This window comes from Solidesulfovibrio sp. DCME, assembly GCF_049995385.1.
In the GTDB taxonomy this organism is placed as follows: domain Bacteria; phylum Desulfobacterota; class Desulfovibrionia; order Desulfovibrionales; family Desulfovibrionaceae; genus Solidesulfovibrio.
This window is the reverse complement of record NZ_CP188261.1, coordinates 3,922,870-3,946,590: the sequence shown is the minus strand read 5'-3', so window position 1 is coordinate 3,946,590 and position 23,721 is coordinate 3,922,870. Positions and strand designations below refer to the sequence as shown.

General features: G+C 71.0%; 23 protein-coding genes. 13 read left to right on the top strand and 10 right to left on the bottom strand.

The genetic code is table 11. The features are described 5' to 3' along the window. Nucleotides 1–99: 99 nt before the first annotated feature. On the bottom strand, nucleotides 100–2,535 hold the full coding sequence (locus ACP59X_RS17465; RefSeq protein WP_428560815.1) for a diguanylate cyclase domain-containing protein: 2,436 nt from the start codon (nucleotides 2,533–2,535) through the stop codon (nucleotides 100–102). A gap of 139 nt (nucleotides 2,536–2,674) precedes the next feature. Between ACP59X_RS17465 and ACP59X_RS17460 the strand changes: the two genes are divergently transcribed. The 4 genes from ACP59X_RS17460 to treS all read left to right on the top strand — a co-directional run bounded on the left by ACP59X_RS17460 (nucleotide 2,675) and on the right by treS (nucleotide 8,027). Continuing rightward, nucleotides 2,675–3,301: an MBL fold metallo-hydrolase gene (locus ACP59X_RS17460; RefSeq protein WP_428560813.1), complete on the top strand. Its 627-nt coding sequence runs from the start codon at nucleotides 2,675–2,677 to the stop codon at nucleotides 3,299–3,301. Next, entirely contained in the window at nucleotides 3,298–3,891 is a 594-nt protein-coding gene (locus ACP59X_RS17455; protein ID WP_428560811.1) for a flavodoxin family protein, read from the top strand. Before ACP59X_RS17460 ends, ACP59X_RS17455 begins: the two co-directional genes overlap by 4 nt. After that, nucleotides 3,875–4,654, top strand: a complete 780-nt coding sequence (locus ACP59X_RS17450) for a ComF family protein (RefSeq protein ID WP_428560808.1) — start codon at nucleotides 3,875–3,877, stop codon at nucleotides 4,652–4,654. The genes ACP59X_RS17455 and ACP59X_RS17450 overlap by 17 nt, the downstream gene beginning before the upstream one ends. Before the next feature lie 67 nt (nucleotides 4,655–4,721). Further along, entirely contained in the window at nucleotides 4,722–8,027 is a 3,306-nt protein-coding gene (gene treS / locus ACP59X_RS17445) for a maltose alpha-D-glucosyltransferase (RefSeq protein WP_428560806.1), read from the top strand. Between the two features lie 13 nt (nucleotides 8,028–8,040). On the opposite strand, the gene ACP59X_RS17440 is transcribed toward treS, so the two are convergent. Beyond that, nucleotides 8,041–9,186, bottom strand: coding sequence for a sensor histidine kinase (locus ACP59X_RS17440; protein ID WP_428560804.1), 1,146 nt, complete (start codon nucleotides 9,184–9,186; stop codon nucleotides 8,041–8,043). A 155-nt stretch (nucleotides 9,187–9,341) separates the two neighbouring features. On the opposite strand from ACP59X_RS17440, the gene ACP59X_RS17435 reads away from it, so the two are divergent. From ACP59X_RS17435 to ACP59X_RS17420, 4 genes are all read left to right on the top strand, one after another. Then, the gene (locus ACP59X_RS17435; RefSeq protein ID WP_428560801.1) at nucleotides 9,342–10,691 is read left to right on the top strand and encodes an AAA family ATPase; all 1,350 of its coding nucleotides are present in this window, start codon (nucleotides 9,342–9,344) and stop codon (nucleotides 10,689–10,691) included. 67 nt (nucleotides 10,692–10,758) lie between these two features. Beyond that, nucleotides 10,759–11,709 carry a metallophosphoesterase gene (locus ACP59X_RS17430; protein WP_428560798.1) on the top strand — a complete coding sequence of 317 codons (951 nt, stop codon included), beginning with the start codon at nucleotides 10,759–10,761 and terminating at the stop codon, nucleotides 11,707–11,709. Next, entirely contained in the window at nucleotides 11,693–12,013 is a 321-nt protein-coding gene (locus ACP59X_RS17425) for a hypothetical protein (RefSeq protein ID WP_428560796.1), read from the top strand. Before ACP59X_RS17430 ends, ACP59X_RS17425 begins: the two co-directional genes overlap by 17 nt. Nucleotides 12,014–12,117: 104 nt before the next feature. Next, nucleotides 12,118–12,849 carry a hypothetical protein gene (locus tag ACP59X_RS17420; protein ID WP_428560794.1) on the top strand — a complete coding sequence of 244 codons (732 nt, stop codon included), beginning with the start codon at nucleotides 12,118–12,120 and terminating at the stop codon, nucleotides 12,847–12,849. 81 nt (nucleotides 12,850–12,930) lie between these two features. Here the strand turns inward: ACP59X_RS17420 and ACP59X_RS17415 are convergent, their stop codons facing one another. Both ACP59X_RS17415 and ACP59X_RS17410 read right to left on the bottom strand, forming a co-directional pair. After that, the gene (locus ACP59X_RS17415; RefSeq protein WP_428560792.1) at nucleotides 12,931–13,107 is read right to left on the bottom strand and encodes a hypothetical protein; all 177 of its coding nucleotides are present in this window, start codon (nucleotides 13,105–13,107) and stop codon (nucleotides 12,931–12,933) included. A 12-nt stretch (nucleotides 13,108–13,119) separates the two neighbouring features. Continuing rightward, on the bottom strand, nucleotides 13,120–13,581 hold the full coding sequence (locus tag ACP59X_RS17410) for a CBS domain-containing protein (RefSeq protein ID WP_428560790.1): 462 nt from the start codon (nucleotides 13,579–13,581) through the stop codon (nucleotides 13,120–13,122). Nucleotides 13,582–13,739: 158 nt separating this feature from the next. Between ACP59X_RS17410 and ACP59X_RS17405 the strand changes: the two genes are divergently transcribed. Together ACP59X_RS17405 and ACP59X_RS17400 are read left to right on the top strand one after the other, a co-directional pair. After that, nucleotides 13,740–14,132 (top strand): cupin domain-containing protein, encoded by a 393-nt coding sequence (locus ACP59X_RS17405; RefSeq protein WP_428560788.1) that lies wholly within the window; start codon nucleotides 13,740–13,742, stop codon nucleotides 14,130–14,132. A gap of 36 nt (nucleotides 14,133–14,168) precedes the next feature. Next, nucleotides 14,169–14,957 carry a helix-turn-helix domain-containing protein gene (locus ACP59X_RS17400; RefSeq protein WP_428560786.1) on the top strand — a complete coding sequence of 263 codons (789 nt, stop codon included), beginning with the start codon at nucleotides 14,169–14,171 and terminating at the stop codon, nucleotides 14,955–14,957. A 63-nt stretch (nucleotides 14,958–15,020) separates the two neighbouring features. On the opposite strand, the gene ACP59X_RS17395 is transcribed toward ACP59X_RS17400, so the two are convergent. Together ACP59X_RS17395 and ACP59X_RS17390 are read right to left on the bottom strand one after the other, a co-directional pair. After that, on the bottom strand, nucleotides 15,021–16,130 hold the full coding sequence (locus ACP59X_RS17395) for a hypothetical protein (protein ID WP_428560784.1): 1,110 nt from the start codon (nucleotides 16,128–16,130) through the stop codon (nucleotides 15,021–15,023). Further along, entirely contained in the window at nucleotides 16,127–17,620 is a 1,494-nt protein-coding gene (locus ACP59X_RS17390) for a cyclic nucleotide-binding domain-containing protein (protein WP_428560782.1), read from the bottom strand. The genes ACP59X_RS17395 and ACP59X_RS17390 overlap by 4 nt, the downstream gene beginning before the upstream one ends. An 84-nt stretch (nucleotides 17,621–17,704) precedes the next feature. Between ACP59X_RS17390 and ACP59X_RS17385 the strand changes: the two genes are divergently transcribed. From ACP59X_RS17385 to ACP59X_RS17375, 3 genes are all read left to right on the top strand, one after another. Further along, entirely contained in the window at nucleotides 17,705–18,532 is an 828-nt protein-coding gene (locus ACP59X_RS17385; RefSeq protein WP_428560780.1) for a TatD family hydrolase, read from the top strand. A gap of 77 nt (nucleotides 18,533–18,609) precedes the next feature. Further along, on the top strand, nucleotides 18,610–19,251 hold the full coding sequence (locus tag ACP59X_RS17380; RefSeq protein ID WP_428560778.1) for a hypothetical protein: 642 nt from the start codon (nucleotides 18,610–18,612) through the stop codon (nucleotides 19,249–19,251). 110 nt (nucleotides 19,252–19,361) lie between these two features. Beyond that, nucleotides 19,362–19,739 carry a response regulator transcription factor gene (locus ACP59X_RS17375; protein ID WP_428560776.1) on the top strand — a complete coding sequence of 126 codons (378 nt, stop codon included), beginning with the start codon at nucleotides 19,362–19,364 and terminating at the stop codon, nucleotides 19,737–19,739. Nucleotides 19,740–19,827: 88 nt separating this feature from the next. Here ACP59X_RS17375 and ACP59X_RS17370 read toward each other — a convergent pair whose 3' ends face one another. From ACP59X_RS17370 to ACP59X_RS17355, 4 genes are all read right to left on the bottom strand, one after another. After that, nucleotides 19,828–20,550: a response regulator gene (locus tag ACP59X_RS17370; protein WP_428560774.1), complete on the bottom strand. Its 723-nt coding sequence runs from the start codon at nucleotides 20,548–20,550 to the stop codon at nucleotides 19,828–19,830. A 72-nt stretch (nucleotides 20,551–20,622) separates the two neighbouring features. Beyond that, the gene (locus tag ACP59X_RS17365; protein ID WP_428560772.1) at nucleotides 20,623–20,919 is read right to left on the bottom strand and encodes a DUF4911 domain-containing protein; all 297 of its coding nucleotides are present in this window, start codon (nucleotides 20,917–20,919) and stop codon (nucleotides 20,623–20,625) included. Next, a complete protein-coding gene (locus ACP59X_RS17360) occupies nucleotides 20,916–21,998 on the bottom strand; it encodes a M24 family metallopeptidase (protein WP_428560770.1) in 1,083 nt (360 codons plus the stop codon). Before ACP59X_RS17360 ends, ACP59X_RS17365 begins: the two co-directional genes overlap by 4 nt. Nucleotides 21,999–22,210: 212 nt before the next feature. Next, nucleotides 22,211–23,590, bottom strand: coding sequence for a protoporphyrinogen/coproporphyrinogen oxidase (locus tag ACP59X_RS17355; RefSeq protein WP_428560768.1), 1,380 nt, complete (start codon nucleotides 23,588–23,590; stop codon nucleotides 22,211–22,213). Nucleotides 23,591–23,721: the final 131 nt, after the last annotated feature.

Sequence of the window (23,721 nt, the reverse complement as noted above, 5' to 3'; positions counted from 1 at the left end):
GGGCATGACGCCGGGAATGCTTGGCCGACGTGGGTTATCTTGCTTTCTAAAAGACTTTGCCCGGCAGGTCCACACGATTATACCGCGTCCCGGTGACCGTCAGACGCCGTCCGCCCGGGCCCGGGCCTCGCGGGCCGCCTCGGCCTTGCCCTGGGCGTCACAGGCCCTGGCCAGCTCCCGCCAGAATTCGGCCCGTTCCGGGCGCAGCGCCGCCGCCTGCCGGGCCATGGCCTCGGCGATGGCCGGGTCCTGGCCCTCCTCCAGGTACAGGCGGGCCATGAGGTGCAGCGAAAAGGCGTCCCGGTGATCGTGGAGCAGGGCCTGGTGCAGGTGTTCCCGGGCCTCGTCCAGGCGGCCCCGGGCAAAGGCCAGCCGGGCCAGGTGGCGCAGGGTGAGCCTGGGGCCGTCCTGGCAGTCCATGGCCCGGCGGTAGTACTTGCGGGCCGTTTCGAAGCGCCGGTCCTCCTCGGCCATGCGCCCCAGGCGCAACAGGCTGTAGACGTGGCCCGGGTCGGCCCGCAGGCATTTCTGGAAGGCGCCCCGGGCGTCCTTGGTTTCCGACAGGCGGCGGCAGACGCAACCCAGGTTGTACAGGGCCATGGTGTTTTTGGGGTCGCCCCCGATGACCCGGACGAATTCCGACCGGGCCGCCTCCAGCCGGCCCAGCCGGGCCAGGCAGATGCCCAGCGAATTGCGGGCCAGGCTGTTGGCGTCGTCGAGGAGCAGGGCCTGCTTGTATTCCTCCATGGCGGCGTAGACGTCGCCCATGGCGAAGAGCCGGTCGCCGCTGACGGTCAGGGACAGGGAATCGAACACGGCCAGTTTGGGGCCCTTGGGCAGAAGCAGGGCGTGGTCCAGGGCCTTGCGGCAGTTTTCCGGCACATCGGCCCGGGAGTAGTCCAGGCAGGGGTAGCCGGCCAGGCCGATGGCCGGCGGCGCGCCCAGGCGGTCGGTCAGCGCGGCCAGGGCGCCCTCGGCCGCCTGGCGCAGGCTTTCGGCCTGGCGCCCGGGCTGGTAGAAGACGAGCTTGGTGGCGCTGAAGCGCCCGCCCAGGGCGTCCTGGCCGAAATGGGCCCGGCAGGCGGCGGCCGCCTCGGCCATGTCCGCCTCGGCCGGCCGGCCCTGGCGGCGTTCGGCGGTGCCGTCGGGCAGCAGCACGAGCACCAGGGCATGGGCGGGGTGCTTTTCCCGGTCGGCCGCGACCAGGCGCAGGAAATCGCGGTGTTCGTAGAGCCCGGACACCTTGTCGCGCCGGGGCGGGGCGGCGGCCGCGCCGTCCGGGGCCGTTTCGTCCCCGGACTGGCTGGCCAGCAGCAGCCGGTCGCCGGGCTCAATGGGCATGTGCGGGTCGGAGAGCTGGAGCAGTTCGGCGAAGGCCATGTCCTCGGCCACATCCATGAGCACGATCTCGCCCTTGATGACGGTTGGCGAGCGGCCCGACAGCCGTTCGCCGTCGGACTTGCGGATGTCGCGGGGGCGTTCGTTGCGCGGCGACCAGACCAGGAAGCGCTGGCCGGGCTCGGCGTCGGCGAAACGGCCCAGGCTCACCGACAGCCGCGACAGGGGCAGCCGTTCCAGGACCACGCCGCCCTCGGCCAGGATGCGGTGGTAGGCCATGGCCTGGTCGCGGCCCAGGTCCTTGGCCACGGCCAGGGCCTTTTTGGCCTTGCGCAGCAGGATGCGGGCCTGCTCGGCCGGCGGGGCCACGAACTGGCCGCCGCGCATGTCCTGGGGATAGGCGGCGCAGCCGGCGCTGGCCGTTAGGCGAAAGGATTCGCCCGTGGCCGCGACGGGAAAGGTCAGGCGCGAAAGCTCGCCCACGAAAGTCTCGGCCGTCTCCCGGCAGCGGGCGGCCGAGGCCCCGGGCAGGAAAAAGCCGAACAGGTCGTCGTGCAGCCGGGCGGCCAGGCCCTGCTGGGGGCATAGCCGGCCGAAAAGCGCCCCGACCTCGGCCAAAACGGCCTCGGCGGCCAAAAACCCGTGCTGCCCCGACACCCGGCTGAAATAGTCGAGGTCGACCACGGCCAGGCCGAAGCCGCCGCGCGGCCCGGCAAGCCCCGGATCGACCAGGCTGGACGAGCCGGGCAGGATGCGGTCCTGGACCAGCTCGATTTCGTGGGAAAGGGCTCGGATGAGCTCCTCGCCCCGGGCCAGGCCCGAGAGCGGGTCGGTGACCACGGCCCGGGACAGCCGGGCCAGGGCCAGGGCCAGGGCGGCGACCCGCGGCAAAAGCGGCAGCAGCGTGCGCGGCGCGGTCACGCTCGCCCCCCGGGCCACGAACACGCCCAGCAGCCGGCCGCCCTCGGCCAGCGGAATGAGCACCTTGCGCTCGGCCGGCAGGTGGACCGCCTGGGAGAAATCCTCGCCGAAGCCCGCGGCGGCGGGGTCGTCCGCGGCCCGGGGGAAGTAGAGGCTGTGTGTCTTGAAGCCGATGAAACGGGAAAAGACTTCCCGCAGGAACTGTTCAGCGGCAATGAGGTCGCCTTGGGCCAGGGGTGGCCCGGCCTGGGAAGCTGGCGCGATTGTTGGCTGCATGGGGCTTTCATGTACCGTTGACCCGGCGGGAAAACAAGCGCAAGCGGCCTGGGCGGCGACAGGGGCTTGACACCGCCCGCCCAGAAGCGGCACCCCATCGGGCAAGCCCCCACGCCTGGGTATGCAAGGAAGGACGGACATGGACATCAAGACGTTTCCCCTCGGCCCCCTGGAGACCAACTGCTACCTGGCCACCGCCGGCGGCTTGGCCATTGCGGTGGATGTCGGCGGCGACCCCGCCGCGGTTGCGGCGTTTGTGACCGAAAACAAACTTTCCCTGGAAGCGGTGCTGCTCACCCACCTGCACTGTGACCATCTCTACGGCGTGGGTGAGCTGGCCCGCGCCTTCGGTGCGACGGTTTTCGCCGGGGCGGCCGACGCCTTCCTGCTCGAAACGGAGCTCGGCCGGGGCGGGTTCATGGGCCTGCCCCTGGTGCCCCCGTTTGCCTACGAGACCCTCGGCCCGGGCGAGCTGACCTTCCTGGGCCAGCCCTGCCGGGTCCTGGCCACGCCGGGGCATTCCCCGGGCAGCCTGTCCTATTATTTCCCCCAGGCCGGGGCGGTCTTCGTCGGGGACCTGCTTTTCTACCGCTCCATCGGCCGCACGGACTTCGACGGCGGCGACTACGACACCCTCATGCGCTCCGTGCGCGAGGCCATCTTCACCCTGCCGCCGGCCACGGTCGTCTACAGCGGCCATGGCCCGGCCACCACCGTCGGCGACGAGCGGCGCCACAACCCGTTTTTTTCGGAGTTCGCCCGGTGACCCGGCCCGGTGAGGCGGTCGTTTTCCTGTGCGGCCCCCGGGCCGGGGGCAATTCCGACACGGCCGGCCTGGCCTTTGCCCGGGGCCTGGACGCGGCGGGGATTGCCGTGCGCCTGGTGCGGCTGCGTGAGGCGTCGGTCGCCCCGTGCCGGGGCTGCGGGGCCTGCGCCGGGCCGGGGCACCGCTGCCCGCTCGACCGCGACGGCGACGCGGCCGAGGCGCTCTTCGACGCCATCGCGGCGGCCTCCATCGCGGCCTTTGCCGCGCCCATCTATTTCTACCACCTGCCGGCGCTGTTTAAGGCCTTCATCGACCGGGCCCAGCGCCGCTACGCCGTGGCCGGCGAGGGCGTGCCCGTGGCCCCGGGGCCGGCCCATGCCCTGCTCGTGGCCGGCCGTCCCCGGGGGGAGCGGCTCTTCGAAGGGGCGCTATTGACGCTCAAGTATTTCCTGCGCCCCCTGGGCCGCGCCCTCGGGCCGTCCTGGCTGGGGCGGGGCCTGGACGCGCCGGGCGACCTGGCCGGCGACGCCGCCGCCTTGGCCGCCATCGCCGCCCTGGCCGGCGAGGCCGCCCGTGGCCCGCGCCCCTGACGGCCGACTGACCCGGCTGGCCCGGCTGGCCCGGTTCCTCGGCCGGCGGCTGCTGTCGCTGTGCGACCGGTGCCAGGCCTGCTCGGGGCTTTTGCCCGACCAGGGCCATCCCCATCCCATCTGCCCGGGCTGCGCCGTGGGCCTGGCCCCGCGCCTGGGCGGCTATTGCCCCCGGTGCGGCGGGCTCGGCCTCGAGGCGGCCGCAACGCCGGTCGTATGCCCGGACTGCCTGCGCCAGGGCCGGTCCTGGGACGGCTTCGCTTTTCACGGGCCCTACGAGGGGCTGCTGCGGGAGATGGTGCTGGCGTTTAAGTTCCACGGCGGCATCGCCAAGGGGCGGCTTCTGGCCGGGCTTTTGGCCGACGCCTACCTGCGGGCGGCGGCGCGCCAGGGCGAGGGGGCCATGGACCCGGCCGGGCCGGATATCCTCGTGCCCGTGCCGCTGCACCCCCGGCGCCTGGCCTGGCGGGGCTTCAACCAGAGCCTGGAGCTCTCCCGGGGCCTGGCGTCCCGGCTGGGGCGGCCCATCGTTTCGAGCGCCCTGGCCCGCATCCGCGACACCACCCCCCAAAGCAGCCTGCCCGGGGCCAAGCGCCAGGCCAACATCGCCGGGGCCTTCGCCGCCGTCCCCGCCATCGTCGGCGGCCGGGCGGTGCTTTTGGTCGACGACGTCATGACCACCGGGGCCACGGTGGACACCGCCGCCCGGGCCTTGCGCTTCGCCGGGGCGGCCCGGGTGGATGTGGTCGTGGTGGCGCGTTGAGGCCGGCTGGAAAAAATCGGAAAAAGCCGTATACGGGGGGCAGGAACAGGCAACAAGGAGGGCGCCGATGGGTGTTACGCCGGGCACGGCCGCGGCCGATCCGCTGTGGTACAAGGACGCGGTCATCTACGAGGTGCACGTCAAGGCCTTCATGGACGGCAACGGCGACGGGATAGGCGATTTCGCCGGCCTGACGTCCAAGCTCGACTACCTGGCCGACCTCGGCGTGGACACGCTGTGGCTGTTGCCCTTCTACCCCTCGCCCCTTCGCGACGACGGCTACGACATCGCCGACTATTACGGCATCCACCCCGACTACGGCACCCTCAGGGATTTCAAGGAATTCCTGCGCCAGGCCCACGACCGCGGCCTGCGGGTCATCACCGAGCTGGTGGTCAACCACACTTCCGACGCCCACCCCTGGTTCGCCCGCTCCCGGGCCGCCGCCCCGGGCACGCCCTGGCGCGACTATTACGTCTGGAGCGACAGCCCGGACAAGTACGGCCAGGCCCGCATCATCTTCAAGGATTTCGAGCGGTCCAACTGGACCTACGACCACGCGGCCAAGGCCTACTACTGGCACCGCTTCTACGCTCACCAGCCCGACCTCAACTACGACAACCCGCGCGTGCGCCGCGAGATCATGCGGGTCATGGATTTTTGGCTGGCGCTCGGCGTGGACGGCCTGCGCCTGGACGCGGTGCCCTACCTCTACGAGCGCGACGGCACCAACTGCGAGAACCTGCCCGAGACCCACGCCTTCCTCAAGGCGCTGCGGGCCCATGTGGACGCCCGATTCCCCAACCGCCTGCTGCTGGCCGAGGCCAACCAGTGGCCCGAGGACGCCGTGGCCTATTTCGGCGACGGCGACGAATGCCACATGGCCTACCATTTCCCGCTGATGCCGCGCATCTTCATGGCCCTGATGCTGGAGGACCGGTTTCCCGTCCTCGACATCATGGACCAGACCCCGGCCATTCCGCCGAACTGCCAGTGGGCCATGTTTTTGCGCAACCACGACGAGCTGACCCTGGAAATGGTCTCCGACGAGGAGCGCGACTTCATGTACCGGGCCTATGCCAAGGACCGCGAAGCCCGCATCAATTTGGGCATCCGCCGCCGCCTGGCGCCGCTTTTGCAGGGCAGCCGCCGCCGCATGGAACTGATCAACTGCATCCTCTTTTCCTTTCCCGGCACGCCGATCATCTACTACGGCGACGAGATCGGCATGGGCGACCACTTCCGCCTCGGCGACCGCGACGGCGTGCGCACGCCCATGCAGTGGAGCCCGGACAAAAACGCCGGCTTTTCGAAGGCCAATCCCCAGCGCCTCTACCTGCCCGTGGTCATCGATCCCCAGTACCACTACGAGGCCGTCAACGTGGAGAACCAGGAGGGCAACCTGTTCTCCTTCCTGTGGTGGATGCGCCGGATGATCGCCCTGCGCCGCCGGCTGCCGGCCCTGGGCCGGGGCGACCTGCGCTTCGTCGGCCTTGATAGCGGCAAGGTCCTGGCCTTCACCCGCGCCTACGCAGGCGAGACCATCCTCGTCGTGGTCAACCTGTCGCGGTTTTCCCAGGTGGTCCGCCTGGATCTGGCCGAACATATCGGCGCGGTGCCGGTGGACGTGGTCTCGGGCACGCGGTTTCCGGCCGTGGCCGAGGCGTCCTATGTGCTGCCGCTGGGGCAGCACGACTACTACTGGCTGCGCCTGGAGCGCGAGTCGGCCCAGGGTGCGCTGGCCGCGCCGGCGCTGCCCGAAGTGCGTTTCGCCCAGGAGCTGCGGGCCGAGCTGCACCAGGCGGCGCGCAAGCGCTTGGCCGAGGAGCTCCTGCCCGCCCATGCCCGGCGGGTGGGCCTGGCCGGCCTGCCGTTGCCGGGCACCCTGCGCCTGACCATCCTCGACACCGTCCCGGTGGGGCCGCGCGGCCTGTTGGCCTGGCTGCTGCTGGTGGAGGTCCATGGCGGCAGCGGCGATTCCAGGCTGCTGCCGGTGGTCCTGGCCCTGGCCACGGGAGAGGTGGCCGCCCGGGTCGTGCGGGACGAGCCTTCCGCCGTGGTGGCCCGGGTCGTGCACGGCGGGCGCGAGGGCGTGCTGGTGAGCGGCTTCGCCCTGGCGGCCCTGCGCGACTGGTGGCCCCGGGCCCTGGAGGCGGGCAAGCGGCTGCGCGGCCGCAAGGGCACCCTGGCCCTGGCGCCCGAACCCGGCCCTTCCCCGGACGTCTGCGACCAAGGCGCCGGCCTGGAGGCGGCCATGTTCGAGGACATCCACAGCAATGTCATCATGACCTACGGTTCCCGGCTTTTTTTCAAGTTCTACGCCGGCCTGGACAGCGGCCTCCATCCCGAGGCCGAGCTGTTGCGCCATCTGCGCGGCCCGGGCGGCTTTTCCCACGTGCCACGCCTGGCCGGGCTGGTCGAATACCGGCCCAGAGGCCGGGGCGAGCCTACGGTCGTGGCCACGGCCCAGGAATATATCGTGGGCGGCCGCGATGCCCGGGCCTTCACCCTGGAACACCTGGAGCGCTATTTCGAGCAGCGCCGGGCCGTGACCGACCCGGCCGGGGAAGATGGCGGCCCCCTGGCCCGGGAACGCGACCTGGCCCGGTCCCTGGCCGGCATGGCCGACGGCTTCTACCTGGAAATGGCCCGGCTGCTCGGCCGGCGCACCGCCGAGATGCACCTGGCCCTGGCCACGGGGACGGGGGCGCTTGCGCCGGAAGCCTTCACCAGGCTCTACCAGCGCTCGGTCTACCAATCCATCCGTAACGCCGTGCGCCGGGCCACGGCCGCGCTGTCCCGGCGCCTGGCCGGGCTGCCCGAGCCGCTTGTCCCCGATGCCGCCGCCCTGGTCGCCGCCGAACGCCAGTCCCTGGAGGCGCTGTCCGGGCTGCTCGGCGGGGCGGTGGCCACGGTGCGCATCCGCATCCACGGCGACTACCGCCTGGAGCAGCTCCTTTTTACGGGCAAGGACTTCGTCATCGTGGATTTCGAGGGCGACCCGGGGCGCACGCTCGGCGAACGCCGCCTCAAACGCTGCGCCCTGCGCGACGTGGCCGGCATGTTCTACTCGTTTTACGCCGTGTGCGAGGAGGGGCTGGGGCGGTTCATGGGCGCCCATCCCGAGGATGCCGGGCGGCTGGGCGACTGGGCCTTTCCCTGGGCCGAGGCCGCCTCACGGGCCTTTTTCGGGGCCTACGCCACGCAGATGGGCGATTCGCCGGTGCTGCCGCCCCGGCGCGACCGGCTGCTGCTGCTCAAGTGCTTCCTGCTGGAGCGGGCCTACGACGCCTTGGGCACGGCCCTGGAACGCGGGCCGGAGCGCATCGGCGCGCCGCTGTCCTGCATCCGGCTGGTGCTGGCCCTCAAGTAGGCCCGTGGCCTGGTCAGGCGTCCGGGGACAGGGGCAGGTGAACCCAGAAGGTGGTCCCTTCCCCGGGCGCGGAGCGGAAATCCACCGTGCCGCCCAGGTAGCGCTCGGTGAGAAGCTTGATGCTGTAGGTGCCGAGCCCCCGGCCCACGCCCTTGGTGGAAAACGAGCGGTTGAAGATGCGCATGCGCACGCTGCGCGGGATGACGGCCTCGTTTCGGACCCAGAAGCGCACGGACGCCGTGGCGGCGTCGCAGCCCAGTGCCACCACGCCCCCCGGGCCAGTGGCTTCCAGGGCGTTCTTGACCATGTTGCCGAGGACCCGGCGCAGCAGGACCGGGTCGGAGGTCACCAGCACGTCCTGGCAGTCGTTGACGACATCGATGCGCTTGCCCCGGGCCTGTTCGGCGTTTTGGAAGGTGGCCTCCACCAACTCCAAAATGTCGTTGGTGGACAGGGGCACGAAATTGGTTTCCAGCTCGTTGGTCTCGGCGGCCAGCAACTGTTTCTGGTAGGTGATCTCGTCGGTCAGCTGGACCATGGCCTTGTGGATGAGCTGGGCGTCGGGGCGCAGGTCGCCGGGGACCTCCTCGGCCAGGAATTCCATGAGCCCTTGCAGGCCGCCCACGGTGTTGAGCATGTCGTGGAAGAAGATGCGCTCCAGGGCGCGGCGACGCTTTTCGTGGCTGACGTCGGTGATGGAAAAGATGAGGAACCGCTCGTTGTCCAGGAGAAAAGGGGAGGAGGACACCCGCAGGTCGAGGGCCTCGACCTTGCCGTCGTGATCGCGGTTGATGTTGCATTCCTGGATGTTGTCCCGGCCGGCCAGCCCGAGCAGGATGGAGCGTACCGCGCCGCAGTGGGCGCAGAATTCGCCCGTGCCGCAACCGCCTGGCGCCGTGGTCGCGTGCACGCACCGGAAGGCCTCGCCCGGGCGCTTGCCCAGGGCGTCACGGATGTCGGCCACGCCGATGACGTCGGCGAACTTGCGATTGCCGAAGACCACTTGGCGGCAGCGGTTGAGCACCATGGAAATCACCGGGATGGAATTTAACACCACCGGGATCTCGTGTTCGGACAGGATCGCGTAGTGCTGTTCGATTTCGAGGCTCGGGGCCCGTTCGGCCGGAGCGAAGCAGGTTTGGTCTGGGGCGGCGGACATGCGGGTACTCCTGGCTGTGACCTGTACCCCCCCTTTTTAAGGAGTCCGGAGGCAAAGTAAAGCGCCATGGGGCCGGCCCGGCCCGCGGCCGTGACGCCTTGGCCCTTGAATTCCGCGGCCGGTTCTGATCTTTTGCCCTGGTGGCGATCACCCGATTGATTCTCACCGACTTCATGGCCCATGCCCGGACGACCCTCGACCTGTCGCCCGGGCTGACCGTCCTCACCGGCCCCAACAACACCGGCAAGTCCGCCGTGGTCGAGGCCCTGCGCTGCCTGGCCGAAAACCCCGTGCCGCGCCACGTCATCCGTCACGGCGCCGCCGAGGCCCGGGTCACGGCCGAACTCGACGACGGCACCGTCGTCACCTGGGTGCGCCGGCCCAAATACGCCCTCTACGAACTGACGCGCCCCGGCGCCGACGCACCCGAAACCTTCGCCAAGTTCGGACGTACGCCGCCCGAGGAAATCACCCGGATACTCGGGCTTGCCAGCGTGCCCATCGAGGGCGGCCTGCCGGTGGACGTGCACATCGGCAACCAGCGCGAGCCGGTCTTTTTGCTCGACAAGCCCGGCTCGGCCCTGTCGGGGTTTTTCGCCGCCGCAACCGAAGCGGCCCACCTGATCGCCATGCAAAACCTGCTGACGGATCGGATCAGGAAGGCGACAACCGAAAAAAAACGCCAGGAAAAACGCCTGGCCGAGCTTGGCCGGACCCTGGACCGCCTGGCCCCCCTGCCGGAGCTGGACCTGCGCCTGGAGCGGGCGGCGGCCATGGAAGCCGACCTCGAGGCCGCGGACCGGCGCCTCGCCGCCCTGGCCGGCCATCTGGCCGAGGCGGCGGCCGGCCGGCGGCGCCGGGAGGCGCTCCTGCGGGCCGGCCAGGCCCTCGCCGGGCTGGCCGCGCCGCCAAGGCTCGCCGACACGGCCCCCCTGGCCGCCAGCCTGGCCCAGGGGGGCTCGCTTGCCCGGCGAAGGGCCGTGGCCGGGGCCAGGCAGGCGGCGCTTGCGCCCTTGGCCGCGCCGCCCGGGTTGGCCGATACCGCGTCCCTTGGCCGGCGCGCGGCCGATATCCGGCGCCTGGCCGGGGCCAAGGCCGTGGCCGGGGCGCGGCGCCTGGCCCTGGCCGCACTGGCCGCGCCGCCCCAGCCGGCCGACACGGACCGCCTGGCCCTGGCCGCCGACCGGCTTGCGGCGGCCCGGGCGGCAACCGGGCGCCTGGCCGCCAGAAGCGCCGCCCTGGCTCCCCTGGCCGCGCCGCCGCCGCTGCCCGATACCCTGCCCCTGGCCGGGCTGCTGGCGGCCATGAGCGCCGCCAGGGAAGCCGTGGACACGGCCGCCGCCGGGCTCGCCCGGCGCGGGGAGGCCCTGGCCGCCCTTTCCGCGCGCATCGCCGCGCGCCTGGGCGAGCTGGGTTCGTGCCCGCTGTGCGGGGGCGCGCTCTCGGCCGAGGCGTTTCTCGGCGGGGCACACGGCCACGGCGCCGGCGACGGGGGCCGGCCGTGAGCCACCCACGCACCAGGCGGCAGATGGGCGACGGAGACGGCCACGGCGCCGGTGACGGAGGCCGGCCGTGAGCCTGCCACGCCTCGAGGCCGACGGGCTGCTGCTTGTGCCCGATCCCCACGTGGCCGCCACGCCGCCCATGCAGCGCCTCGATTCCTACATGGGCGACGTGCTGGCCAAGCTGGCCGCCTGCCTGGAGCGGGCCGCCGCGACGCGCCTGGTGCCGGTGATCCTCGGCGACCTCTTCCACTGGCCGCGCGAGAACCCCAACGCCCTGATCGTGGCGCTCATCGAGCTGTTTGGCCCCCACCGCCCCTTCGTCCTGGTCGGCAACCACGACAAGTACCAGGCCCGCTTTACCGCCGACACGTCCCTGGCCGTGCTGCGCGCCGCCGGCGTGGTCACGGTGCTCGACGAACCGGGGCTTTTCGCCCGGTTGACCACGCCCACGGGCACGGCCGTCCTTGGCGCCTCGCCCGACGGCGCGCCCCTGCCGGCGGCGGTGGACAAGGCCCCGGGCGAGGCGAGTGTCTGGCTGACCCACCACAACGTGGGCTTTCCCGATTTTTTAGACAAGCACGTCAAGATCCGCGAGATCCCGGGCCTGGACTGGGTGATCAACGGCCACATCCACCGGCCCCAGCCGACCGTCGCGGCCGGCGCCACCCGCTGGGCCAACCCGGGCAACATCACGCGGCTCAAGTTCAGCCGCCGGGCCATGGAGCGCATCCCCGCCGCCGCCGTCTGGCGGCCCGGGGCGGCCGACCTGGAATACTGGCCCATTCCCCACCGGCCCTTCGCGGAAGTCTTTCCGGACCAGGACTTCCCGCCCGAGGAGGCCCAGGCCGCGGCCGAGCCGTCGCGCTTCCTGGAGGGACTGGCCAGGCTGGCCTGGCGGCGCACCCGCGAGGGGGCCGGGCTCGGGGAATTCCTGCGGGCCAACCTCAACCCCGAAAGCCCGGAGACGGCCGTCATCTGGGAGCTCTACCGGGAGGTCACCCATGCCGCCGACAAATAACCGCCCCCAGCCCCAAGCGGCCGACGCCGGCCCCCAGCGCGAACTGGAGGGGCTCAAGGCCGAATACGAACGCCTGCGCGACGACAAGGTCCGGGCCGAGCAGGACCTGGCCAACCTGGCCCGCCAACTGGCCGACCTGGAGGCCCGGGCCAGGGCCGAGTACGGCACGGCCGACCCGGCCGAGCTGGCGGCCCTGCTCACCCGCCTGCGCGAGGAAAACGTGCGGCTTGTGGCTGAGTATCGCGAACACATCCAGGGCGTGCGCCGCGACCTGGAAGCCGTGGAACGCGAATTCGAAGGGTAACGCGGGCGCAGCACAGGAAAAGGGAAACGGCCTCCCCCGGCCGGGAAGTCCAGGAGGGGGTGACCCCCTCCTGGCCGCCGGAGGCTTCCCCCCAAGGTATTGTTATGGAACAGTCCCCACTCCCCGATTGGCAGGAAACAGCGCGGGCGCGCCGGGACCTGACGCGGCGCCTGGACCGGCTTTCGGGCGTGGCCGAGGGCCAGGTGCGCGAATTTCTGGCCTGCCGCGAGGCCGTGGGCGCGGTTTCGGGCTTTTTGGACATGGCCCCGCGCGTGGCCGCCCGACTCGAGGAGCTGACCCGCGAACTGTTCGGCGCCGTCCTCGACGAGGTCGAGACGGATTTGAGCCACGCCGTGCGCGAGATCCTCGGCCAGGACCGCAGGGTCGTCTCGCGCCGGGAGGTCAAGGGCAACCGGCTTTTCATCGAATTCGAGATGGAGCAGGACGGCCGCACCGAGGACATCCTGACCGGCCAGGGCGGGTCGGTGTGCAACATCCTGTCCGTGGGCTTGCGCCTGATCGCCCTGAGCCAGCTCGACCCGGCCAGCCACCGGCCGTTTCTGGTCCTCGACGAGCAGGACTGCTGGCTCAAGCCCGACCTGGTGCCCGGCTTCGTGCGCCTGATCGCCGACATCGCCGACCGCCTAAGCCTGCAGGTGCTCTACATCAGCCACCACCCGGTGGACCACTTCGCCGACCGGGCCAGGCGGGTCTATGCCCTGCGCCCGGGGCGCGAGGACGGGCCGCGCCTGGAGCTCCTGTGCGAGCGCCCGGCCGGCGCAATCGACCTGCCCGGCTTCACCGCAAGCGCCGTCACCGAGCCGGGCGGCGACTAGCCTTCCCCGAGCGCAACCGCGGCCGTGGCGGAAACAGTTGCCGCCACAGCCCCCGGCCGGTGGAAGGCGTCAGGCCCGGTATCAACCGCAGCCGCAGCCGAGGCAGTTGCAGCCGCCGCAGCCCAGGCAGCTTTGGGGCGCGGCCTGGACGGCGTCGCGGTAGGCGCTAAGCGCCCCGGCCGGGGCGGCCCGGCCCAGGGCGAACAGTCCGGCGGCCAGGGCCAAGGCCAGCAGGCACAAGGGAAGGCTGATTTTCATGGCCGGTCTTCCTTACAGGTTTTGCACCAGGAAATGCAGGATCATGCGCCGGGTGATCTCGCCCACCAGCACGCCGTTGGGGTCGATGACCGGCAGGGCGGTGACGCCCTTTTCCACGATCAGTTCGCTGGCCATGACAAAAAGGTCCTCGGGATGGGCGAAGGGATGGTCGCAATCCATGAGGCTGCCCACGGTGGTTTCGGAAATGGCGGCCATGTTGCGGCGCAGGGCGTCGAGGAGGTCCTCGCGGCCGTCGAGCCGGCCGGCCTTGGCCTCTTCGGTGACCGAGTGCGGCACGATGACCGACAGGAAGGTGTGGATGGTGACCACGCCGAGCAGCCGGTCGCAGTGGTCCACCACGTAGGTGTTGCGAAACACGTGGGCCATGCCGCCGTACCAGATGAGCACGTGCCCCACCGGCGCTTCCGGGCGGACCTTGATGAGCGTGGTGCGCATGATGTCGGAGATGAGCATGCCGGATCCCGTGTCCTGTGATTTGTGAAAAAAAGTACTTCCACCTTACCAAGGGCTTCGGGGGACGTAAAGGGGATCAAGGCCGCAACTGCAAGATCGTCCAAGATTTTTTTCCGCAAGCCCGGCAGCCTGGCCGAAATGCTTCGCGGAGGTCTGTCATGCCCATGGAAAACGATCCGCTGTCCCGCTTCGCCCGCTCGGTCCATATCCCGACGGGTGCCCGCGATGTCGCCGGGCTTCCCTGGAACGCCCATCCCGCCTTCGACGGCGTGGCGCTCAAGCACTTGCTGCGCGGCGAGGATACCGGCGGGGCCATCAGCTGCCACCTGGTGCGGGTCGGGCCGGGAAAGGCCCTTTTGCCCCATGTCCACGACGGCCAGTGGGAACTGCACGAGGTCGTGTCCGGCTCGGGCACGGCCACCATCGACGGGGCGGCCGTGGCCTATCGGCCGGGGGTGTCGGCCGTCATCCCCAAGGGATTGGCCCACGAAGTCACGGCCGGGGAGGAGGGGCTGGTTGTTTTTGCCAAGTTCTTCCCGGCCCTGCTATGACGGTCCGGGCGCGGCCGGCGCGCCGGGGGAGGCGTCGTGGACCAGGCGCGGCTGACGGTCATCCGCCGCCCGGAACTGCCGGGCCTTGAGGCCGTGCGCGGCCTGGGCGTGGCGGCGGGCATCGTCCGCCATGCCCACGCCCGGCTGGTGGTGGGGCTGTGCCAAAGCGGCGGGCGGCGCATCGAGGCCGCCGGCGCGCGTTGGACGGTGGGGCCGGGCGAGGGGTTCGTCATCCCGGCCGGGCTGGCCCACGCCTGCTCGCCCTTGCAGCCCGGTGGCCAGGGGTATCTGGCCCTGGCCGTGGCACCTTGCCTGCTGCCGCCCCCCGGCCCACAGGCGGCCGCGAGCCTTTTGCCCCGCGTCTGGCGCGATGCGGCCATGGCCGCGCGGCTATCCCGGCTCGTCGACGACCTGGCCGCCGGCCGGGAGGCGGTCCTGGCCGGCCTGGCCGAGCTGGCCGCAGCCCTGGGCCTGCGGGCCGGGCCGCCGCATACCTTCCATCCGGCCACGGCAGCGGCCAAGGCCGCCATCGACGCCGCCCCGCACGCGCCGTTTCGCCTGGCCGAGCTGGCCCGGGGCGCCGGGGTGGGGCCCTTTCGCCTGGAGCGGCTTTTTCGGCGCGACCTCGGCCTGCCGCCGGGCGAATACCTGCTTTCGCGCCGGGTGGCCCTGGCCGCCGCCCGCATCGGCGCGGGCGCAAGCCTGGCCGAGGCCGCCCTGGCCGCCGGCTTTTGCGACCAAAGCCACCTCACCCGCCAGTTTCGCCGCCGCATGGGCGTTTCGCCCGGGCGCTTCGGATGTGAGGGAGAAGAAGGAAAAGGGTAAGGGGGAAGCCTCCGGCGGCCAGGAGGGGGTCACCCCCTCCTGGACCTCCCGACAGGGGAAGAACTAAAAAAGCGCCAGCAGGGCCGGCAGGGCGAAGCCCAGGGCGTAGCCGGCCAGAAGGGAAGGGGAGGCAGTCAGGGCCGACGGGCGGTTTTCGCGCCGCCAGGGCAGGTACAGGGCCAGGGCTTGCCCGGCGGCATAGGCCGCAACCAGGGCGGGCAGGTAGCCGTAGAGGTTGCCGCCAACGGCCCGGTAGGCGAAAAAAATCCCGACGAGCAGGCCCGCGTCGCACATCCCCTCGGCCAGCCGGAGGCGGTCGGCCGCGTCGGCCCCTTGCCGTTCGGCCCAGGCGCGCAAGGCCAGGCCGGCCGCGAGGACCGGACCCACGGACCACAGGACCGCCGCGAGCCCGGCCGCCAGGCCGGCCGCCGATCCTGCGGGCGCGGTCGGGACCGCCTCGACCGGGCAGCTCCAGGCAAAGGCGGCCAGCCGTTCGTCCACGATCCCGGACAAGGGCAGGGGCACCAGCAAGACGAACGCCAAAAGCGACAGCCACGTCTCCATGCGCCGCCCGTCGGGCGCGCCGGCGGCGCACAGCACCCCGGCCACGCAGCAACCCAGGGCGGCGTCCAGGGCGGCGTTGGCCGGCGACAGCTTGGGGATGGCCACGCCTTGGACGAACAGCGCGCCCAGGGCGGCGCCGGCCGTGGCGACCACGGCCAGGGGCAGGCGGGGCGGCGCCGGCAACCGGGCGGCGGCCTCGGTGGTCAAGGCCAAAAGCGTTCCGGCCACGAGCCCCAGGGGCAGGAAGGCCACCAGGGCCGAGCCGGCGACCAGGGCCGGGCCGGCGACGGGGAGCGGCCCGGGCGGGGCCAGAAACGGCCGCACCGCGCGCAGGGCCAGAAGCGACAGCGGCAACACCAGGGCCAGCAGGCCCAGGACCGGGGCGAGCAGGTCGGCCGGATGCCAGGTGTGGCCGAGCCGGCGGCGCAGGCGGGCACCGCCGGCCATGGCCAGGGGCAGCACGGCCAGGGCCGCGGCCAGGGCCGGTTCGTTGCCGCAAAAGGAGAGCAGCAGGTCGCGGGCGAGCAGGCAGGCCAAGGCCGTGCCGCAAAAGCCGAGGGCCAGGGCGGCGGGGGTGGGGCGTCCCGTGAGGCTGGGGGAGTCGTTCATAAAAAAAGCTTGCAGAAGCGGGCGAAAAGGTTGGTGGCCTCTTCCACGGCCTCGGGCGCGGCGGCGCTGCGGTTGGCGGCGGCGCGGGCGGTGAAGATGGCCCGGACACGGTCGATGATCTCGGGGTGGCGGGCCAGTACCATGCGGAAGCCCTCGCGGTCCACCTCCAGGCAGCGGGTGGGTTCCACGGCCCGCACATCGGCCTGGCGGGGTTCGCCGGTAAGGAGCGCCATTTCGCCGAAGATCTGGCCTGGGGCCAGCCTGGCCACTTCGTTGCCGCCGATGACCACGGCCACAAGGCCGGACAGGATGAAGCTCATGGTGGAGCCGGCCTCGCCCGTGGCCATGATGGCCTGGCCCGGCGAGAACTGGCGCACCACCGAGGCCCGGGTCAGCATGTCCATGTCGGCCTCGGTCATGCCGGACAGCAGTTCCACGTCGGACAGGGCGGCCAGGCCTTCGGGCCGGGTACGGTCGGGGTCGGGGGTGTCCATGACAACCCGGCGCGTCGGGGCCGGGATGTCGATGCCGCGCTCCAGGAACTGGTACCACACGGCCGAGAGCACGGCGTCGGCGGCGGCCAGGCGGCCGTTGAAGGCGCCGATGTAGTAGACCACGGCATAGACGACCCGGTCGGCCTGGATTTCCTGCACCCGGGCCACGGGGGCCGGGGTTTTGAGCACGCCGTCGGCCCGGGTCAGGGCCGTCTGGATGGCCGATTTGACCTTGACCGGCGGCGCGTCCAGGGGGGCGGGCACGGCCAGGATCTGGCGCAGGTGGGAGGCCGGGCGGTCGTAGTTGACCAGCCGGTCCTTGGCCACGGCGTTGTTGGGCAAAAGGACTTCGTTGTTGTCGAGGGTGACGACCTTGGTATAGCGCCAGGTGACCTCCGTCACCTTGCCCTCGACGTCGCCGGCGCGTATCCAGTCGCCTTCCTGGAAGGGTTTTTCCACCTGGAGCAGCAGCCCGGAAAAGAGGCTGCCGATGGTGTCCTGCATGGACAGGCCGATGACGGCCGTGAGGATGGCCGACGAGGTCAGGATGGAGCCGAGCTGGATGTCGGTCAGCTGGCGCAGGCCCCAGCCGACCAGCACGGCCAGGGCGCAGAACTTGAGCAGGTCCTGGAGGATGTGGCGGCCGGGTTTGCCCGGCGAGCGGGCCGGGGTCAGTTTGAAGAACAGGTAGTCCACGGCCTGGCAGGCGGCCAGGAAGGTCATGGCCAGGCCGGCGATGGTCAGGGCCGTGTCGGCCTTCTCGGCCAGGGCGTCGGGCAGGGCGCTCTGCACCAGCCACAGCAGGGCCAGGCCGGCCAGCCAGCGCAGCAGCCCGGCCAGGGGGCGGCTGATCAGCCCCCGGCGGCGCAGCAGCGACAGCACGGCCGCCAGGCACAGAAAGAGGGCGACGCTGCCGACGAGGCGGCCGCCCAGGTCGAGGGTCTGCCGGCCCATGTCGGCCAGGGTGTCGGTTGGGGGGAAAAGGCCTGGAAACAAGGCGATGGGCTCCTTGGTGTGTTTGTCTGTCCTACGTTGCGGCAAGGGTTGCGTCAACGCGGGGAAGGAAAGGGGGTTTTGACGGTGTCCAAGAAGAAGTCGCAGCCGCGTCCCGACCCGGCGAGCCTGGGGCTGCCGCCCGTCGGCGTCGAGAGCCATGCCCATCTGGACATGGGGGAATACGACGCGGAAACGGTGGACGCGGTCCTGGACCGGGCCTTGGCGGCCGGCGTGGCCGCCGTGGGCAACGTGTTCCTGGGGCCGGCGGCCTACGTGGCGCGGCGGGAACAGTTCGCCGGGCGGCCGGAGGTGTTTTTTCTTTTGGGTGTCCACCCCTGCGACGCGGCAACAGCCGGGCCTGGGGAGCTGGCGGCCATGGATGCGGCCTTCGCGGCCGATGCCCGCCTGCGGGCCGTGGGCGAGATCGGGCTCGACTACTACTGGAACCCGGAGACGGCCGAGAAGCAAAAGCGGCTTTTCCGGGAGCAGTTGGCCCTGGCCCGGGGGCTTGGCCTGCCGGCGGTCATCCACAGCCGGGCGGCCGAGGCCGACACGTTGGCCGTTTTGGACGACATGGGGTTTCGCGACCGGCCGCTGGTGTGGCACTGTTTCGGCGGCGACGCCACGCTTGCCGGGGAAATCCTGTCGCGGGGCTGGCACCTGTCGCTGCCCGGGCCGGTGACGTACCCCAAGAACGTGGCGCTGGCCGAGGCGGTTGCGTCGATGGACCTGTCGCGGGTGCTTCTGGAGACGGACGCGCCGTATCTGGCGCCCGAGCCCTGGCGGGGCAAGCGCAACGAGCCGGCCTTCCTGGCCTTCACCTGCCTGCGCGTGGCCGCGCTGACCGGCCGCGACCCGGCCGACGTCTGGCGGCTGACGGGCGACAACGCCAGGCGATTGTTCGGGTTGTAGGCGCGCCGGCCGGTTGCCCAAAAGCCCGGCCGAGGATAGTATCGCGCGGCAAACCGCAATCCCGGGAGACGCTGCCCATGGCCCTACACATCACCACCCACGGCGATATCGACCAGATCGTCGTCTCGTCGCTGTCGCGCGAATTCGTCCGCAAAATCTACCGCCACTGCTGGGGCAAGAACAACACCCCCTATTTCGCCGGCAACTGCTTCCGGGGCGTGCTCTACTTCGACGAGCGCCTGGCCGGCAAATACGCCGAGGACCTGGGGCTTTCCTGGAACGGCTGGCTGTCCATCCCCAAATTCCACCACCGCACCGGCGCCAGCTACGAACACGGCCTGACCCTGACCGTGGACGCGGGCGACGGGCCGGTCACCGTGGCCGCGGCGGGCCTCGAGGTCGAGGAGAAACGGCCGCGCCTGGGCGATTTCCTGGGTCGCATCGGCCAGGGCGAGGTGCTGTGCCTGCTCGGCTCCGTGGACAAGGGCGAGATGGCCTTCTCCCTGCCGGATTGCACCGGCCCCTTCGACCCGGAGAAACTTTCGGTGCGCGTGGAGCGCTTCAGCGACCTGTACTGCGAGGAAGCCATCGTCACGGGCCTGGCCTACGACGGCCGCATCCTGTCCATGGAAACCGGGCAGTCGCGGGGCAAGAGCATGATCGACCCGCTGCTCATCAGCCGCGACGGCGGGCTGCTCGACATGTACGATTTCGCCTGATCCGTGTCGCGCCGCCGCCTTTCTTGACGCGAAACCGCCTGACGGCTATAGGCTGTCAGAAGGCGGCGTCCCCTCTCGGTTCGCGCCGCGCAACCGCATCGGAGGCCCGCGTGAAAACCGTCCTGGTCGTTGACGACGACCCGAGCATCCGGGCGCTGATCCGCCTGTACCTGGAAGGCGCGGGCTACGGCGTGCGCGAGGCCGGGGACGGACGGCAGGCCATGCGGCAACTGGCCGACCAACCCCCCGACCTCGTGGTCCTCGACATCTTCATGCCGGAAATGGACGGCCTGGAGGTGCTCCAGCAACTGCGGGAGCAGTGCCGGTCCTGCAAGGTCATGGCGATTTCCGGCGGCTCGGCCAAGATCGGCATGGACCTGCTCGGCCACGCCACCATCTTCGGCGCCGACGCCGTGCTGGAAAAGCCCTTCGACGCCGAGACCCTGCTGGTCAAGGCCGCCGCCCTCATCGGCGGGCCCGGGACCTGATCGCCGGGGCGTGCGTGGTGTCCCTTGAAAAGGGATCATTCTCCGGCGGCGCCCTTGAAAAGCCCCGCTCCCCTTCGGGGACGCGACACTAGGGAGAGGCCTTCCGGGCTTCGTCGAGCATAGCGACCGCCCGGTCGAGGGCTGTGCGGGCGGCGGCCGGGTCGTCGTCCTCGCCGGCCCGCTCCATGTCCAGGGCCGCCTGGCCCAGGGCGTTGAATCCGTAGGACAGGGCCGAGCCCTTGAGCTTGTGCCCTTGCCGTCGCATCCCTTCCATATCGCCGCGATCCAGGGCCCGGCGCGCCTCGTCCAGGGTGCCGGTGGCGGTGGCGAAAAAAACCGGGAACAGCGGGCGCAGCAATTCGATTTCCGGCGCCAGGGGGGCGATGGGGGGCGCGGCCTGGCTTGGCGCCGCCGCCTGGCCGAGATAGCGGGCCACGGCCGCCAGGACGGCGCTCTTGCGCACGGGCTTGACCAGGAAATCCGTGCACCCGGCCGCCTCGCAACGCGCCCGGAATTCGTCCAGGGCATGGGCCGTCAGGACCAGGATGGGCACGGGCGGACTGCCGGCGCGCCGTTCCTGTTCCAGTTCCCGGATGGCCCGGGTGGCCCCGTAGCCGTCGAGCAGCGGCATCTCCAGATCCATGAACACCAGGTCGTAGGGAGCGGCCCTGAACTTGTCCACGGCCTCGCGGCCGTTGAGGGCCACGTCCACGCTATAGGGCTCACCCCCCAGGAACAACTGCATGAGGAAGAGGTTGTCGCTGTTGTCGTCCACAAGGAGAATGCGGGGCAAGGGGGCTGGGGGGGACATGGGCGTGCCACCGATTTTGGGGTTGCGGGCGCGGATGTCCAAACCGCGGACCGGGGCATTGCATAATGGAAATTAGTCGAGCCACTCCGTCTTGGCAATAGGAAAAAGGGCAGGGCGCCAGCATATCCGGGCCTCGGGGCAAACGGCGGCAAAGTCGCGCACAAACGCCTCCACCGCCGCGGCCGCCTGCGGCGCGTACAACAGCCGCACCACGGCGGCGAAACGGTCCACCACCGTGGGCAGGGCCAGATTGTCGCGCGCCTCGAGCAGGAAGGTGAGCAAGGCCACCTGGCGCGACGGCAGGCGCAGGTAAAGCCGCTGCGAGGCCGCGGGCGGCCGGTAGGGCGGCTGGCGGCGCGGGCGTCTCACAGCGTCTGGCAGCCGTCTTCGGTAATCAGCGCCATATGCTCCCAGCGGGCGCCGCCCCATTCGGGGTAGTACAGCCCCGGCTCCACCGTGACCACCATGCCCGGGGCCAGGCTGCCGTCCGAGGACGGGTTGAGGCTTGGCCCCTCGTGGGTCTCGAGGCCAATGCCGTGGCCCAGGGAGTGGGTGAAGCGTTCGGCCACGCCCTCGCGCAAAAAGACCTCCCGGGCCAGGCCGTAGGCCTCGCGGAAGGTCAGCCCCGGGCGCAGGGCCGACAGGGCGGCCGCCTGGGCGCGGCGGACCCGGTCGAGGAGCTGGCGGAAACGGTCCGGGGGATTGTTGCCCACCCACACCGTGCGGGTCTGGTCCGAACAGTAGTCGTCGCGCCGGCCGCCCACGTCCACGAGCACCAGGCAGCCGTCGGTGATGACGGTCTGGCCGGGGATGGCATGGGGCAGGGCGGCGTTGGCGTTCACGGCCACGATGGGGGAAAAGGCCAGTTCGCTGGCCCCGAGTTCGCGAAAAAGCTTTTCGATCTCCCAGGCGGCCTGCGCCTCGGTGCGGCCGGGCACGAGCACCTCGGGCAGGCGGTCCATGACGGCGTGGTTGACGGCGGCCGAGCAGCGCAGCCGGGCGACCTCGTCGGCGTCCTTGAGCAGGCGCAGCGGTTCCACGGCCTGGTGCACCGGGACCATGGCGATGTGCTCGGCCAGCCGGCCGTGGGTGTCGAAGGGCAGGGACGACGGCTCGAAGCCCAGGCGGGTGATGCCCCGGTCCTTGAGGAAGTCGGCGATGGAGGCGTAGCGCCCGGCGCCGTAGATGCACAGGTCCTTGGCCGGCCACAGGCGCAGGGCGGCGTCGCGGTAGCGGGCGTCGGTAAAAAGGGCGTCGCGGCCGCCCGCGTCCACGACCAGGTAGCCGGCGGTCTCGTTGCACTGGGGATCGTGCAGTTCGAAGCCGCTTAAGTAGAACCGGTTGGCGGCGTGGGAGACGAGCAGGGCCCGGTGGCCCGATTCCAGAAGCCGTTGGCGCAGCTTGTCGCGTCTGGCCGCGTACACGGCCGTATCCGTCGTCGCAGTCACGATGGTTCGCGCTCCTTTTCGGATGGCGGGGAAAACCCCTGACCGGCCTGAGTCGCAGATCGGGCCGACGCCGTCAACCGGTGCGTCGGCCGGCGCGTCGGCCGGGAAACGGCCGGTGGCGTCAACTCGGGTGTCGGCCGGCGTGGCCGACGGGCCCCAACTCCGGCAGGCCCCAACCCCGGCGCGCGCCAGGGGACCCCCGCGCCGGGCGGCTACAGGCCGTAGACCGTTTCCGGCGCTCCCGTGGCCAGGTGCTCGGCCCACTCCACGCCCTGCATGAAGGAATGGTCCATGTTGCCGACCTCGTACTTCCAGCCGCCGAAGCGGCCCCGCGAAAAGACCCCCCGGGCCTCGAGGGCCGGCTGGATGGCCTCCAGGGCGGCGTCGCGTTCCAGGCAGGGGATGGGGTAGGCGTAATCCACGCGCATTTCCCAGGTGGAGACGAGGTTTTCCCGGTCCTCGGGCCCGATGAGGGTGGTGGCGACCAGGCCATCGACGGTGCGGGGGATGAGATTGTCGAGGTCCTCGGGCTTGTAGGCCGAATAGCTGGTCTCGGTCATAAGCGCGCGCTTGCGCGGCCGGGGTCCGTCGGGGTCCGGGGTGTTGTTGTAGGAATAGTTGTGGAAATTGGTCACCCGGTAGAACGGGCAGTTGGATTCGGGGAAATACATCCAGCAGCGCGGGTCGGGCGGCGCCCCGGCGAAGCCCAGGCCGTGGATGGCCGAACCGTTGTGCTTGAGCCGGCCGGCCGCCGCGACCATGGCCGGCGTGGGATCGGTAAGGACGTCGCGCACCAGGATGTCCAGGGGCATGGTGGACAGGACGTGTTCGTAGGCGATGGTGTCGCCGTCGGCGGTGCGCACGGTTTTGGCCGCCGCGTCCAGGCGGGCGACGGGGGCGGCCAGGCGGACCCGGTCGGCGAAGCGCCCGGCCAGGCGGCGGTAGATCTCGCCCGTGCCGCCGCGCAGCGGAAAACTGAAAGTGTTGTTGGGCCCCCAGGCCACGTCGTCGCGGCCGAGGATGATGTTCTTGATGACCCGGGCGGCGTCCACCACCGAGACGCGTTCGCCGATCCAGCGATGCGACATCATTTCGCCCGGGTGGGCCCAGACCTTGAAGTTGTAGGGCACCATGAACAGCCGGGCGATGCCCGGGCCGAAGACCCGGTCGACCCATTCCCGGAAATGGGCCGGGGGCGCCTTGTCGGTGCCGGCGGCGAAGGCGCGGCCGGCTTCGAGCAGCCCTTCCACGCATTCCCAGGCCAGTTCGGGTGGCAGGCGCCGGATGTTGTTCTGGAAGGGGTAGGGCACGAAGGTCTCGGCCACCCGGATCCAGGATTCGCGTTCGTGGCGCAGGACGTCGTCGCCAAGCAGGGTGTCGAGTAACCGGTCGAAGGCCGGATAATGGGAGAAGACTACATGGCCGCCCACGTCCCAGGTGAAGCCGGCGGTATCGGTGAAGCTGGCGGACAGGCCGCCGACGTAGGGGTGGCGTTCGAGGATAAGGAAATCGTGTTCACCGCGTTCGGCCAGCCGCCAGGCGGCGCCGAGTCCGGTGGGGCCGGCGCCGATGATCAGGTATTTGACGCGCATGGGTTTCTCCTCAAGGTTTCGGGGCAGATAGCAGAAAGTGGTCGCGGAGGAAAGGCACAACTGCCTGGCGGGCAATCGTCGGCCGGCGCGGCGGCACGGAAAGGGGAAACGCCCCGCTCCGGGGCGATGCG